This is a genomic window from Microvirga sp. 2YAF29 (genome assembly GCF_052114605.1).
Lineage (GTDB): Bacteria > Pseudomonadota > Alphaproteobacteria > Rhizobiales > Beijerinckiaceae > Microvirga.
Genome location: NZ_JBFRFB010000001.1, coordinates 364,772 through 379,042 on the forward strand (window position 1 = coordinate 364,772; position 14,271 = coordinate 379,042).

Consider the following 14,271-nt stretch of genomic DNA (forward strand, 5'->3'; position numbering starts at 1 on the left):
GCAACCGAATTCTATCCCTGCACCCATAAGGCTTTCGTGACGGCCTGACGATTGGGAAAACCGTCTAGCCCTTTGAAAACCGCTACTTTTCGCCCTTCAGCTTCCCCAAAGCCGCAAACGGCGAGTCTTTCGCGCCGGCGGGATCGTTGTGGTTGAAATCCACACCCGGCTTACGGGGATAAGGATCAAGGCCGAGAGCTAGGAATTCCGCGGTCAGGGCACCCAAATCCACTTGGCCATTCACGATCTCGTCCGGGGGTTCGTATTCGTTGATGTCGGTCGGAGGCTCAGCCGGCATACCGGAGGGCTCGGCAAAATCGACCTCGACGTCCTCCGCGATATCGGAATCGAACGGCTCCATGGTCACGACGCACACCTGGGTGATCGAGGCCTTTACCACGCCCACCACATGAATGCCCTTGGCGGTGCTGGTGAGCTTGTACTCGCCGGAAAGCGCCCGAATTCCCGGCAAGCCGAAATCCTTAGCAAGCGCTGAGCGCTCCTCGGGGCTCGTATCCACGCGTTTCTCCTGGCCCCTCGGTGGAATGTTTCTGACGTCGACGAGCCGCGACAGGGGGCCCACAGTCTCAGGGGTCATCGGCTATCCTCCTCTTTGAAGGCCTCAGGCGCGGGAAAAACAGGTCCGGTCTCCAGGATGGCATCCAGATCAGCCACTTTAAACGCCTGGTCCGCCGCAAAGGCATAACGCGCCAAGGATACGGCGGGTGTCTCGCCGCCCAGGGCATTGCGCCCCAGCGCCTCGGCCAGGGCCGCCTCATCGCCGCCATTCAGGGCCGGGTCGTAGCTGTGAGCGCGGCCGAAGAAGGACTCCGCGACCTTCTTCATGCGCTTGGGCACGACCGTGTCGCCAACGCCCATCTCGCGAAGAGACGCATCCATGTCCCGGAAGAAGGCGTCGGTCAGGTCCTTGGCGACGTCATCGGCGGGTGCCGGCAGGTTGCGCAGGGCCCGTAAAGCCAACACCATATGGAGAGAGAGGGACTCGAAGCGCCCCTCCAGGGTATCCGGGATACCAAGTGCCGCATAAAGGCCCGGCGCGCGGGAAGCCGTGGCGATTCTCGCATAGAGAGCCGCGATGGCAACGCGCCGGGGGTCTTTGCGGAAGAGACTGAAGATCACAGCCTTTGCCCTTCCAAGCTTGTCAAATTCGTAGCCTCGGGTTACGCCATCACCATCCACAGGCGCAAGCTTATCCGCGCCGCATTCCTGGAAGAACCGTACGATGCGTCGATATCAACCTCTTTTGGCACGCTTGGCTACTGCGGCATTTCTTGGCCTGTCCGTTGCTGCCTGCACGATGGGCGAAGAGTTCCAGCGCGGCTACCAGCTCGATGAGAATGTCGTGGCTCAGATCAAGAAGGGCCAGAGCGCAGACCAAGTCCTGGCATCCCTCGGCACGCCCTCGACCGTCTCCACGGTCGGCAACAAGAGCTGGTACTACATCAGCCAGCGCTCCCGCCGCACGTTCCAGTTCCTGGGCGAGCAGGTGGTGGATCAGCGCGTGGCGGCGGTCTATTTCGACAACGGCCTGCGGGTCGAGCGCGTAGCCGTTTACGGCATTCAGGACGGCAAGGTGTTCGACTTCATCAGCCGCACCACCCCGTCGGGTGGCCAGGAAACCAGCTTCCTCGGCCAGATCCTGCGCGGCACGAACAGCTTCAATCCTTTCGGCACCTAAGTTTCTCGACAGTTCCAATGACAATGGCCGGGCTCATGTCCCGGCCATTGTCGTTTTGTGAGCACCGAAAATAAAAACCCGCGGCTCACGCCGCGGGCTCTGGATGATCGATTGTCTCGGTCTCTTAAGAATGCGCGAGGATCGCAAGCAACATCAGGGCGATGATGTTCGTGATCTTGATCGCCGGGTTCACGGCAGGGCCCGCCGTGTCCTTGTAGGGATCGCCGACGGTATCGCCCGTGACCGAAGCCTTGTGCGCTTCGGAACCTTTGTGGTGAACGGTGCCGGAAGAATCAGTGAAGCCGTCCTCGAAAGACTTCTTCGCATTGTCCCATGCGCCGCCGCCGGAGGTCATGGAGATCGCCACGAAGATACCCGTGACGATCACGCCAAGCAGCATCGCACCCACAGCCGAGAAGGCCTGTGACTTGCCCGCGACCCAGTAGATCACGAAATAGGTCACGATCGGCGCCAGCACCGGCAGGAGCGAGGGGATGATCATTTCCTTGATCGCCGCACGGGTAAGCATGTCCACCGCACGCCCATAATCGGGACGGTCGGTGCCTGCCATGATGCCCGGCTTCTCACGGAATTGACGGCGCACTTCCTCCACCACCGCGCCTGCCGCGCGGCCCACCGCCGTCATGGCGATGCCGCTGAACAGGAAGGGAATGAGGCCGCCGAACAGGAGGCCGACCACGACGTAGGGATTGGTCAGCGAGAAGTCCGGCTTCACGCCCTGGAAGTAGGGATACTGCGCCGCGTTTCGGGCGAAGTAGTCGAGGTCCGAGGTATAGGCCGCGAACAGCACGAGAGCGCCGAGACCGGCAGAGCCGATGGCGTAGCCCTTCGTCACCGCCTTCGTGGTATTGCCCACTGCGTCGAGCGCGTCGGTGGACTTGCGCACCTCCTTCGGCAGGCCCGCCATTTCGGCAATACCGCCCGCGTTGTCCGTCACCGGACCGAAGGCATCGAGCGCGACGATCATGCCGGCGAGAGCCAGCATCGCGGTCACCGCAATGGCGATGCCGAAGAGGCCCGCGAACGAGTAGGCCACGATGATGCCCGCGATGATCACGATGGTCGGCAGCGCGGTCGATTCGAGAGACACGGCGAGACCCTGGATCACGTTGGTGCCATGGCCTGTCACCGAGGATTGTGCGATGGAGCGCACCGGGCGGAAGCCGACGCCCGTGTAATATTCGGTGATGACGACGATGAAGGCCGTGACCGCAAGGCCGATGAGCGAGCACCAGAAAAGGTCCAGCCCCGTATAGTCCGTACCGGCAATCGGGCCGAAGCCGATAACCCGCCACGTGACGAGGGCGATGGCCGCTGCCGAGAGGACACCCGTCGCGATGAGGCCCTTGTAGAGCGCGCCCATGATGGACTCGTTCTGACCGAGCTTCACGAAGAAGGTGCCGATGATCGAGGTGACGATGCAGGCTGCACCGATGGCGAGCGGATAGAGCAGCATCGATTCGAGAATCGGTTGCCCGCCGAAGAAGATCGCGCCGAGCACCATGGTGGCGACCACGGTCACCGCATAGGTCTCGAACAGGTCGGCCGCCATGCCGGCGCAGTCGCCGACATTGTCGCCCACGTTGTCGGCGATGGTGGCGGGATTGCGCGGATCGTCTTCGGGAATGCCGGCTTCCACCTTACCCACGAGATCGCCACCCACGTCGGCGCCCTTGGTAAAGATGCCGCCGCCGAGACGGGCGAAGATCGAAATCAGCGAGGCGCCGAAGCCGAGGGCCACGAGGCTGTCGATGACCACGCGGTCCGCCGGGTTCAGGCCGACGATCTTGGTGAGGTAGCCGTAGTAGATGGACACGCCCAGCAGCGCGAGACCGGCCACCAGCATGCCCGTGACGGCACCTGCCTTGAAGGCGACATCGAGGCCGCCGCCCAGCGACTGGGTAGCCGCCTGTGCCGTGCGCACATTGGCGCGGACGGAGACGTTCATGCCGATGAAGCCCGCGGCAGCGGAGAGAATCGCCCCGATGGCGAAACCGAAGGCAACACGCAGGCCGAGGAGGTAGGCAATGACGACGAACAGGACGACGCCGACGATGCCGATCGTCAGGTATTGTCGGCGGAGATATGCCTTTGCGCCTTCAGCAATGGCGCCCGCAATCTCCTGCATGCGCTGCGAACCGGCGTCCCGCTTCATCACATCGCTAATGGCCCACAGGCCATACGCAATCGAGAGCAGACCGCCCACAATAATTAGGGTCAGTTCCATCATGCCATCCTTGTTATGGGAAAGCAGAATGCCGTTCTTCAAGGCCTGTTTATCGGCCTAGAACGGCCCCTACCCCCTGCGAAGTTCATATTTGGTGGCAAAAAAGGAAGCGGTTCGCAACGATACTTCGCAGTAAACCCACAAGAAGGCCTTAATACTTTATGCGGGTATGGCGGATTTGGAACGATGCTGCCAGGCGAGCAGAACGAGGGCAATTGCGACCGGCGGGAAGACCATCCAGTTGACGATAACCCAACCTCCGGTGTTCAGGAGCGTGCCCGATGAGAAGGAGGCCGTCGCCGTGGCGCCGAACACGAGAAAGTCGTTTGCGGCCTGCACTTTCGTGCGCTCCTCGGGACGATAGCAATCGGTCACCATGGAAGTCGCGCCGATGAAGCCGAAGTTCCAGCCGATGCCGAGCATGATCAAGGTCGCCCAGAAATGCGCGATCTCTATTCCCGACAGGCCGATGGCCGCCGAAAGCCCGATCAGAACAAGCCCCGCCGCCGTCACCGGCAGCTTGCCGAAGCGGCCGATCAGACGTCCGGTGAAGAAGCTCGGGCCGTACATGGCGAGGATGTGCCATTGGATGCCCAATGCTGCCGCTCCGACCGAGTGGCCGCAGCCTATCATCGCGAGAGGCGCCGCGGTCATCAGGAAGCTCATGAGGCCGTAAGACACCAGCCCCGCCGTTACCGCGACGATGAACCGAGGCTGCCGCACGATCTCGCTTAAGGGCCGTCCGCCCGCCTTGTGCGCAACGCTGACGGGTGCTGGCCGAAGGAAGGACACGACGACCATGGACATGAGGGCAAGAACGGCCTGACCGAGGAATGCGCCGGCGAAAGGAGCGGTCTGAATGGCGTCCCTGAACCAGATGATCGTCTGCGGCCCGATGATCCCGGCGGCCAGCCCACCGGTCATGACCCAGGCGATGGCACGCGGCTTGAAAGCATCGGAGGCCGCATCCGTCGCAGCGAATCGGTAGCTCTGATTGAAAGAGCCGTACATGCCGACGATCATGGCGCCGAGGCAGAACAGCACGAAGCTCCAGGAGGCGATGCCGAAAGCCGCAAGGCACCCGCCCGACAGACCGATGCCCGCTCCAAGGATATAGCCGATGCGCCGCCCGACACGCCTCATGATCATCGCGGCCGGGATGGTGCCCATCGCGAGCCCGAGATTGAACAGGCTCACCGGCAGTGTCGCCAGTTCCTTGTTCTCCGCAAGGCTCTGGCCGACAAGGCCGCCCAGAGACACGACAATGGCAGGGCTCGACCCGCCGAGGGCGGTGGCCAATGCGAGAGTGAGAGCGTTTCGCTTGGCGAGAGCGTCAGAAGTGGGAGTATGAGCCTGCATCGTAGCGTCTTTCGCGATCTTGCATCCGAAAGACCGGCAGTTCATGCCCTGCAACGACGCGGCCGATAGCGGATAACGTGATGCCCACGCTATCTGCCTGTTCGATCAGCATGTCGAGGTTCTTCTGCGCCACAGTGCAGAGAATTTCGTAATCGTCACCGCCGGTCACCGCGACATCGAGCAGAGCCGGATCGGCGGCTATGGCCTGACGCGCAGCCTGAGAGAGAGGAACCTTGTCGAGTTCCACAACGGCGCTTGCTCCTGAGGCGCGCATCATCTTGGCGAGATCGCCGGCGAGCCCATCCGACACATCCATGGCGGCACTGGCATGCTCGCACAGCGCCTTCGCCAGACGATGGCGAGGCTGGGGATGCAGGTAACGGTCGGCAAGATGCGCCGCCTCTTCGGCGGACAGGCTCTCGGCCCATGCCGGATCGCGTCGAAGGAGCAGGCCCAAGGCTGCATCGCCGATGGTGCCGCTGACGCAAATGACATCCGCTTCCTGCGCCGTCGTACGTCGGATCATGCGGCCTGTCGGAACCTGCCCGAGCGCTGTCACGGAGAGTGTCAGCGCCCCTTTCGCCTTCACCGTATCTCCCCCTAAGAGCGGGCATGAAAAATCGCGAGAAGCCGCACCGAGACCAGCGGAAAAATCGGCGAGCCAGGCTTCCGTCCAGTTTTCAGGAAGAGCCAATGTGAGGAGAAAGCCCGTGGGCTCCGCACCCTTAGCGGCAAGATCCGACACGTTCACGCCGAGCGCCTTGCGGGCGGTGGAGGCGGGCGAATCTTCGGGCAGAAAGTGAACCGTCTCGACCAGGGCATCGGTGGTGACAACCAGATCGTGCCCGGGCTTCGGCGTCAGGCAGGCTGCATCGTCTTTCAGGCCGAGCCCGCCTTCGCCGGCAATCGGCGCGAAATAGCGCGCGATCAGATTGTCTTCGCTAGGGCGTTCGGGAGAGGCCATCAGGCGATTTTCCCGGCCATGGATCGCTCTTACCGCTTGCCCTGCCCTGCGGCTTTCTTCTCCAGCTCGCCGGGGCGCACTTCGCGCGTAAGATTGTCGAGAACGGCGTTCACGAGGCCGGGCTCGTCGTCGCCGTAAAAGCCGTGGGTCACGTCAACATATTCGGTGATGACGACGCGAGCCGGAACGTCCTTGCGGTACATGAGTTCATAGCCGCCCGCGCGCAGGATGGCGCGGAGCACGGCCTCGATGCGGCGAAGGGGCCAGCCCTCGGAAAGAGTCTTGTCGACCTTCACGTCGATGGAACGCTGATTTTCGACGACGCCTGAAATGACATTGCGGAAGAATTCGATGTCCGACGGCTTGAACTCGATGCCCTCGACCTCGCGGCCGATCCAGAAGGCCTCGAATTCCGCGAGGGCATCGATCACGCTCTTGCCCGACACGTCCATCTGATAGAGGGCCTGGACGGCAGCAAGGCGAGCGGCAGAGCGCTCTGCAGGCTTCGTCATGATCAGGCCTCCAGCTTGCGTTTGATGCGAAGAACGGCGAGCGCGGCTTCCACGGCTCCCGCGCCCTTATTCAATTCATTCACGTTGGCCCGGGTCCATGCCTGCTTGTCATTCTCGACGGTCAGGATGCCGTTGGCGAGCGGGATCTTGCGGGCGACAGACAAATCCATGAGCGCGCGGGCACTTTCACCCGCCACGATGTCATAATGTCCGGTCTCGCCGCGGATCACGCAGCCGAGGGTTACGACCGCGTCATAGGGCTTGCCTGCCTTCGCCGCGGCATCGAGCGCGATGGCGACGGTCGCGGGAATCTCAAGCGCACCGTCGAGGGTCAGCACATCCATGCTGGCCTGCGCCGCTTCGACAGCGCCGTGTACGCCGCGCAGAAGCTCGTCGGCGATATCGTCATAGAAGCGTGCCTCGACGACGAGGATTCGAGCACCCGGAACCGGGGCACGGGCGGCTTGGGGCTTGGCGGAATGCGAGACCATGGGAGTCCTGAAACCTTTAATCAGAATCGCCCCTCATCCTGAGGAGGCCTGAAAGGCCATCATCTACGGATGAGAGCTATATCGAGAGTTAGCGTTCCCCTACCCCGCCCGGCGAGCGTCCGCAAGGCGTGCGGCGTAGCGGGCCATGAGATCGACCTCCAGGTTCAGCTTATCGCCCACCTTCCGGTCGCCCCAGGTCGTCACCGCGAGGGTGTGCGGAATGATGAGTACCGAGAACATGTCGTCGTTCACGGAATTCACGGTGAGCGACGTCCCGTCGAGGCAGACGGAGCCCTTCTCCGCGATATAAGCCGCCAACAACACCGGAACCTTGAGCGTGAAGCGGGCGGTCGGCCCCCAGGGGTCGTCGCCTGCGGTGATCGCCTCCCGCGCCACGATGGTGGCAAGACCATCCACATGCCCCGTGACGATATGGCCGCCGAGCTCGTCACCGATCTTGAGGGACCGTTCGAGGTTGATGCGGGTGCCAGCCTGCCATTCGCCGACGGTGGTGCGCTCGAGCGTCTCGGCGGCGGCGTCCACGTCGAACCAGCAGCCTCCCTCGCGTTTCCCCACCGCGACGACGGTCAGGCACGGCCCGCCGCAGGCGATGGAGGCGCCGAGCGCGATGGTGGCCGGATCGTACGACGAGTGAATGCGCAGGCGCTTCAGGGTGCCCTGTGTGCCTTCCGCCGATACGACCTCGCCGATATCGGTGACAATGCCGGTGAACATCAAGGCCTCTCCCAGAACATGAAAAGATCGGAGCCGACCTGTTCGTCGGCATAAAGATTCAAAGCGTCCATGCGGTCCTGCAAGGCAAGGCCGAGGGCCGGAACATCGCCCTGCCCGCGCGCGGATCGTCCCGTCACCAGAACGAGCTCATCGATGAGGTCCCCTTGAGCCAGCGCATCCGCAAGATCGGGGCCGCCTTCGCAGAAAATGCGCGTCAGGCCGCGTGTTCCGAGCAGGGCCAGGGCCCCGGGCAGAGAAACTCGCCCGTTATTCTCGGACGAGACCCGCAAGACCTCGACGCCCTGTGCAACGAGGGCTTTTTCAGCCTCGATAGGCGCTTCGACCGTCGTGACGATCCAGGTCGGGACCTCGCGCGCGCCTGCGACAAGCCGGGCGGAAAGCGGCAACCGCAACTGAGAATCGATCACGACGCGAAGAGGCGAGCGGCTCTCAAGCCCCGGCAGGCGCACATTGAGCAATGGATCATCGGCCAGCACCGTGCCCACGCCCACCATAACGGCATCCGCATGGGCGCGCATCAGATGGACTTTGCGATTGGCGATCTCACCCGTGATAATCAGGCGAGGCCCCTGCCGCGAGCCGGCGAGGCCTTCCGTGGTGCGCGCCAGCTTCACGGTGACGGCGGGCCGCCCTTTTGTAACGCGGGTGATGTGGCCGCGATGAGCGCGGCGGGCGAGCGGTTCAAGGCAGCCTGTGACGACCTCGATTCCAGCTGCCCGCATAAGATTATGGCCATGACCGGCGACGCGGGAATCGGGGTCTTCGATGGCAGAGACGACACGAGCGATGCCTGCCTCGATCACCCCTTCAGCGCAAGGCGGCGTCTTGCCGTGGTGTGCGCATGGCTCCAACGAAACATAGAGCGTAGCACCCCTCGCCCGCTCGCCGGCAGAGCCAAGCGCGACACGCTCCGCATGGGGACGTCCGCCCGGCTGGGTGGCTCCCTGCGCGATGATGACGGGGGAATCGCCGCTCTCATCCACCACAACGGCCCCAACGGATGGGTTTGGCCAGGTGAGGCCAAGGTTGCGCTCGCCCAGGGTAATCGCCAGGCGCATGAAGCGCATGTCCTGCGCCGCTCTGTCGGCTTTTTCCATCACTCGGACTGCGCGGGCTTTTTCTTGCGAGCGGGAGGCGTGTCCTCCTCGGGCTCCTCGGCGAGCTTGCCGAGGATCTCCTCGAAGTCCCTCGCCTCACGGAAGTTCTTGTAGACCGAGGCGAAACGCACATAGGCCACGTCATCGAGGCCCTTGAGCCCTTCCATGACCAGCTCGCCCACGGTCTCGCTCGGCACATCGCCTTCGCCCATGCTCTCGAGCTGGCGGACGATGCCGTTGATCATGCGCTCCACCCGGTCGGGATCGACCGAGCGTTTGCGCAGGGCTACATCCACCGATTGCTGGAGCTTGTCCCTATCGAAAGGCACACGCCGTCCCGAACGCTTCACCACCGTCAACTCGCGCAGCTGCACACGCTCAAAGGTCGTGAACCGACCGCCGCAATCCGGACAGATGCGGCGGCGGCGGATGGAGGAGGAATCGTCCGTGGGCCGAGAGTCCTTCACCTGAGTGTCGAGACTCCCGCAATAGGGACAGCGCATTTGTCGATCCGAGTGTTAGGCGTAGATCGGGAAGCGGCGGGTCAGCTCGTGGACGCGGGTCTTCACCGATTCCTCGACTGAGGCATTCGCCTCGTCGCCGTTCTTCGCCAGCCCGTCGAGGGTCTCGACGATCAGCTCGCCGACCTTCTTGAACTCGGACACGCCGAAGCCGCGCGAGGTGGCGGCGGGAGTGCCGAGACGGACACCAGACGTCACCATCGGCTTCTCTGGATCGAAGGGAACGCCGTTCTTGTTGCAGGTGATGTGCGCGCGGCCCATCGCAGCCTCGGCAGCCTTGCCGGTGAGCTTCTTCGGGCGCAGGTCCACCAGCATCAGGTGGTTGTCCGTACCGCCTGCCACGATGTCATAGCCGTTGGCGAGCATGCTATCGGCCAGCACCTTGGCGTTCTCGACGACCGAGCGGGCATAGAGCTTGAACTCGGGGCGCAAAGCCTCGCCGAAGGCCACGGCCTTGGCGGCGATCACGTGCATGAGCGGGCCACCCTGGAGACCGGGGAAGATCGCGGAATTGACCTTCTTGGCGATGTCCTCCTCGTTGGTGAGGATCATGCCGCCGCGCGGTCCGCGCAGGGTCTTGTGGGTCGTGGTGGTGACCACATGGGCATGAGGGAACGGCGACGGATGCGCGCCGCCCGCCACGAGGCCTGCGAAGTGGGCGATATCGACCATGAAGAACGCGCCGACCTCATCCGCGATCTCGCGGAAGCGGGCGAAATCCCAGAAACGGGAATAGGCCGAGCCACCGGCCACGATCACCTTGGGCTTGTGGGTGCGGGCGAGTTCGGCCACCTCGTCCATGTCGATGATCTGGTCGCTCTCGCGGACCTTGTAGCTCACCACGTTGAACCACTTGCCGGACATGTTGACCGGGGAGCCGTGGGTCAGGTGGCCACCGCAGGCGAGGTCGAGGCCCATGAAGGTATCGCCCGGCTTCATGAGCGCCATGAACACGGCCTGATTGGCCTGCGAGCCGGAATTGGGCTGGACGTTGGCGAACTTGCAGTCGAACAGGCGCTTGGCGCGGTCGATAGCCAGTTCCTCGGCCATGTCCACGAACTGACAGCCGCCATAGTAGCGGCGACCCGGATAGCCTTCCGCGTACTTGTTCGTCATCACCGAGCCTTGGGCTTCGAGCACGGCGCGGGAGACGATGTTCTCAGAGGCGATCAGTTCGATCTCGTCGCGCTGGCGGCCGAGCTCAAGCTCGATGGCGCGGGCGATCTCGGGATCGCTATCGGCGAGGCTCGCCGAGAAAAAGCTGTTGGACAGATGGCTACGTGCCGCTTCACTCGCGCTCATGGTCAACCCTCACCCTGCTCCGAGCCCGGTCACGACCGGCCGCTCGCGATAAACTGGACAGGGCTTTATCACGGGCCGATGGAACCCGCCAACCCGGCTGGGACATGGCTACCAAGCTTTTGAAACGGAACAGCCCGCCGAGAGGCGGGCTGCTGGTAATTTCGACCTAGAACCTCAGTTCTGGAGGAACATTTCCTCATCCGGCTCGGTCGGGGTGCGGCTGGCCACCGGGATCGCGTTGCCGAGGCCATCCTTGTTGTAGATGTCGTCGCGGAACTGCACGAGGCCGTCCGGGGTCGCCCAGGCGGTCATGTAGATCCAATGGATCGGAACAGCCGTCGCGAGGCGGGCGTCGATGCGCTCGCCGGACTTGAAGGTGGCGTCGATCTGCTCGCGGCTCCAACCGGGAGTGTCCTTCAGCAGCCACTCGATGTAGTCGCGCACGTTCTGGATGCGGATGCAGCCAGAGGACACGAAGCGGAAATCGTCGCCGAAGATGCCCTTGGAGGGCGTGTCGTGCATGTAGACGCCGTGCTGGTTCGGGATGTTGATGCGCACGAAGCCCATGGAGTTGAGGTCGCCGCCCGGATCCTGGCGGAAACGATAGCGGGTCGCCTCGTCCGAGAACCAGTTGACCTGGCTGGAAGGAATTTCCTGACCTGCACCGTTGAAGATGCGGATCTTGTTCTCGGCCAGGTAATTCGGCTCCTTCTGCATCTTCGGAATGAGGTCCTTCTTCACGACGGAGGCGGGAGCCGTCCAGAACGGATTGAAGTTGACCTCGACAATCTTCGAGTTCAGCAGCGGCGATTGACGGTCGCTCTTGCCGACGCCGGCGGCGTGACGGGTATGGACCATGCCACCCTCCACCGTCTCTACGAGAGCGGCGGGAATGTTGGCGACCGCATACCGGTTGGGAAGCCCGCCGGAAACGAGGCTGCGCAGGCGGCTCACGTTGATCTCAAGCTGGCGGATGCGAATATCGACCGGCACGTTCATGGCGGCGACCGTCGGCGCGCTCACCGTGCCGGTGGAGCTGATACCGTGACGGGCCTGGAAGCGGCGAACGGCTGCTTCGACGTAGGAATCATAGATCGGCGACTCGCCTGCGTTCTGGTCGAGATCGCCCGTGATGATCAGGCGCTGACGCAGAGCCATCACCGCCGGGCTCTTGGAGCCGACGCGCAGGCCCTGGACGCCCTGAACCGGCATCCAGCCGCCGCGAGCGGAGATGTTGCGGTAATATTCGATCATCTGCTCGGTCGCAGCTAAGGACTCGGCCGAGAGCATGGGCGTCGAGGTGCGCTGCACACGGGTGCGCGAAACTGCCTCGTAATTCTGCGACCACTCAGCCTGGGTCTGCGCCAAGGCGACGGTGGCCGGCGTGAACACAAGGGCAAGCGATCCTGTCAGGAGGGCACGGCGGGACAACATGAGCGCAGGCTCTTCTCGTTAGAGGGTCGATAACGGAAACAGCGGATGGTGGTCTTGGACTGCCTCCGCTCCCGGGAAAGTGCCGGGATAGGATTAAGGAACGGTATCGAAAACGAAGAACATCGGGGCCGTTTTATGGCAAAATCTTCCTCGATGGCCTCCCCATCCCTGGAAACCGCCTTACGCCCATATGTAATGTTGAAGTGTTGTTTGGAGGATACACTTCTCCGTGAGGCTTAGGCTCCCATGGAGCCCGCAGCAAAGCCTGGCCTCACGCCATACCTACGAAAAACCCAGCAAAATATTGTTTTTGCTATTCTTCCCGCGCAGCCAGCCAGGAGACAGCCAGATAGACGGCAATCAGGGTCAGGAAGAAGGCGATGGTCAGGATTCCGCTGGAGACGATACCAGGAAAGAATGCCGCCAGAATGAGGTGGCTCATGACGGCCAGAAGCCACATGATCCCACCCCAGGTGCTTGCCATCCAAAGGCCGACAGCCGCGATGAGATCGATCAAGGCGAAATAGATGATGGTAGCCTGATAGCCCGTGGAGCGAACCTCAAACTGGCCGATAGGCGTCCAGACGCCGAGGATGATGGCCCAGGAACTCAGACCCTTCATGATCCAGATGATCGAGAGAAGACGCATGAACCAAGTCAGAAGGGAGGCCCAGCGCATGGAAGCCTGGGACGACGGGCGCTCCTCGATGCGGTCGCTCAGGTAATCCCTGGGTGCCTCATGGGCAGGCAGGCTGCCGTTCTTTGCCATCAGGCTATCTCCAGATCGTTCTCGCCAAGACTGGCGAAATAGTGCTCGACCGTCTCGCGCCGCACCTCTTCCAGGGAGGCGGGCTGCCAGCGGGGCTGGTTATCCTTGTCTATCAGGACGGCGCGGACGCCTTCATAAAAATCCTGTCCCTCGCCGATACGGGAGACGATACGGAATTCTGTCTTCATGGCATCCTCGAAATCGAGGGAGGCGCCGCGGCGGACCTGCTCGAAAGCGATGCTCATGCTGGTCGGCGACTTGGCGCGCATGCTTGAAGCCGTTCTGGCAGCGAAGTCCGAGCCGCTTGCGGCCGCCTCGTCGAGACGCTGGAGCACCTCTGCCACGCTTCGGCCTGAGAAGCAGGTGTCGATGGTGTCGCGGTGCTCCGCCAACGGCGCCGGGCCGGGATCGGATGCGGCTTTCGCCAGGACAGCCTCGACGGGGGTGCCCGAAGCCAGGTCCTGCAACACTCCCTCCATGTTCTCGCTGGCAACGGAATGGGTGGCGAGGCCGAGCATCACCGCATCGGCCCGCTTCACCCGGTCCCCAGTCAGCGCGAGATACATGCCCGTTTCTCCCGGCAGGCGCGGCAGGGCATAGGTCGCACCCACATCGGGGAAAAATCCGATACCGACTTCCGGCATGGCGAAGAGATAGCGATCCCCCGCCACGCGATACGCACCGTGCAGGGAGATGCCGACACCGCCGCCCATGACGATGCCGTCGATGAGGGAGACATAGGGTTTCGGATAGCGCTTGATCCGGATGTTGAGCTGGTACTCCTCACGCCAGAAGGCCAACGCCTCCTCGCGCTCACCTGCCTTGAGCGTTTCCGTCAGCCGCCGGATGTCGCCGCCCGCGCAGAAGGCCTTGTCGCCGGCGCCGCGAACGACCACCCTGGTGATGTAAGGATCATCGGCCCATGCATCGAGCGCCAGGCGCATCTCGCGGACCATGGTCAGCGTCAGGGCGTTGAGGGCTCGCGGACGGTTGAGCGTGATCAGGCCCGCTTCGCCGTGCTTTTCGCAAATGACTTCCGGGCTCTCGTCCATCACAAACTCCCATCCTCTCGGCGGATTAAACAAGGCCGCGCGTCTGCGTCAATGTATCAATGTGGCT

The 14,271-nt window shown here is 63.0% G+C and carries 15 protein-coding genes; 1 reads left to right on the forward strand and 14 read right to left on the reverse strand.

The annotated features are described in order from the left end of the window. Positions 1-82: 82 nt before the first annotated feature. The gene (locus AB4Y85_RS01665) at positions 83-598 is read right to left on the reverse strand and encodes a YceD family protein (RefSeq protein WP_441983108.1); all 516 of its coding nucleotides are present in this window, start codon (positions 596-598) and stop codon (positions 83-85) included. Beyond that, a complete protein-coding gene (locus tag AB4Y85_RS01670) occupies positions 595-1,140 on the reverse strand; it encodes a ubiquinol-cytochrome C chaperone family protein (RefSeq protein WP_441983109.1) in 546 nt (181 codons plus the stop codon). The genes AB4Y85_RS01665 and AB4Y85_RS01670 overlap by 4 nt, the downstream gene beginning before the upstream one ends. A gap of 103 nt (positions 1,141-1,243) precedes the next feature. Here AB4Y85_RS01670 and AB4Y85_RS01675 point away from each other — a divergent pair, with 103 nt between their 5' ends. After that, positions 1,244-1,699 (forward strand): outer membrane protein assembly factor BamE, encoded by a 456-nt coding sequence (locus AB4Y85_RS01675; protein WP_441983110.1) that lies wholly within the window; start codon positions 1,244-1,246, stop codon positions 1,697-1,699. Positions 1,700-1,823: 124 nt separating this feature from the next. On the opposite strand, the gene AB4Y85_RS01680 is transcribed toward AB4Y85_RS01675, so the two are convergent. From AB4Y85_RS01680 to AB4Y85_RS01735, 12 genes are all read right to left on the reverse strand, one after another. Beyond that, entirely contained in the window at positions 1,824-3,950 is a 2,127-nt protein-coding gene (locus AB4Y85_RS01680) for a sodium-translocating pyrophosphatase (protein ID WP_441983111.1), read from the reverse strand. A gap of 156 nt (positions 3,951-4,106) precedes the next feature. Further along, positions 4,107-5,306 (reverse strand): MFS transporter, encoded by a 1,200-nt coding sequence (locus AB4Y85_RS01685; RefSeq protein WP_441983112.1) that lies wholly within the window; start codon positions 5,304-5,306, stop codon positions 4,107-4,109. Next, a complete protein-coding gene (gene thiL, locus AB4Y85_RS01690; RefSeq protein ID WP_441983113.1) occupies positions 5,281-6,270 on the reverse strand; it encodes a thiamine-phosphate kinase in 990 nt (329 codons plus the stop codon). The genes AB4Y85_RS01685 and thiL overlap by 26 nt, the downstream gene beginning before the upstream one ends. A 29-nt stretch (positions 6,271-6,299) precedes the next feature. Next, positions 6,300-6,782, reverse strand: a complete 483-nt coding sequence (nusB, locus tag AB4Y85_RS01695) for a transcription antitermination factor NusB (RefSeq protein WP_441983114.1) — start codon at positions 6,780-6,782, stop codon at positions 6,300-6,302. A 2-nt stretch (positions 6,783-6,784) separates the two neighbouring features. Further along, on the reverse strand, positions 6,785-7,273 hold the full coding sequence (gene ribH / locus AB4Y85_RS01700) for a 6,7-dimethyl-8-ribityllumazine synthase (protein ID WP_441983115.1): 489 nt from the start codon (positions 7,271-7,273) through the stop codon (positions 6,785-6,787). Positions 7,274-7,372: 99 nt separating this feature from the next. Then, positions 7,373-8,008 (reverse strand): riboflavin synthase, encoded by a 636-nt coding sequence (locus tag AB4Y85_RS01705; RefSeq protein WP_441983116.1) that lies wholly within the window; start codon positions 8,006-8,008, stop codon positions 7,373-7,375. Then, positions 8,008-9,126 carry a bifunctional diaminohydroxyphosphoribosylaminopyrimidine deaminase/5-amino-6-(5-phosphoribosylamino)uracil reductase RibD gene (gene ribD / locus AB4Y85_RS01710; RefSeq protein ID WP_441983117.1) on the reverse strand — a complete coding sequence of 373 codons (1,119 nt, stop codon included), beginning with the start codon at positions 9,124-9,126 and terminating at the stop codon, positions 8,008-8,010. Before ribD ends, AB4Y85_RS01705 begins: the two co-directional genes overlap by 1 nt. After that, on the reverse strand, positions 9,126-9,629 hold the full coding sequence (nrdR, locus tag AB4Y85_RS01715) for a transcriptional regulator NrdR (RefSeq protein WP_441983118.1): 504 nt from the start codon (positions 9,627-9,629) through the stop codon (positions 9,126-9,128). Before nrdR ends, ribD begins: the two co-directional genes overlap by 1 nt. Positions 9,630-9,644: 15 nt before the next feature. Beyond that, positions 9,645-10,949 carry a serine hydroxymethyltransferase gene (gene glyA, locus AB4Y85_RS01720; RefSeq protein ID WP_441983119.1) on the reverse strand — a complete coding sequence of 435 codons (1,305 nt, stop codon included), beginning with the start codon at positions 10,947-10,949 and terminating at the stop codon, positions 9,645-9,647. 174 nt (positions 10,950-11,123) lie between these two features. Continuing rightward, positions 11,124-12,383, reverse strand: a complete 1,260-nt coding sequence (locus AB4Y85_RS01725) for a L,D-transpeptidase family protein (RefSeq protein ID WP_441983120.1) — start codon at positions 12,381-12,383, stop codon at positions 11,124-11,126. A gap of 313 nt (positions 12,384-12,696) precedes the next feature. Further along, entirely contained in the window at positions 12,697-13,152 is a 456-nt protein-coding gene (locus AB4Y85_RS01730; RefSeq protein WP_441983121.1) for a hypothetical protein, read from the reverse strand. Continuing rightward, on the reverse strand, positions 13,152-14,204 hold the full coding sequence (locus tag AB4Y85_RS01735; protein ID WP_441983122.1) for an enoyl-CoA hydratase/isomerase family protein: 1,053 nt from the start codon (positions 14,202-14,204) through the stop codon (positions 13,152-13,154). The genes AB4Y85_RS01730 and AB4Y85_RS01735 overlap by 1 nt, the downstream gene beginning before the upstream one ends. Between the last annotated feature and the right edge of the window lie 67 nt (positions 14,205-14,271).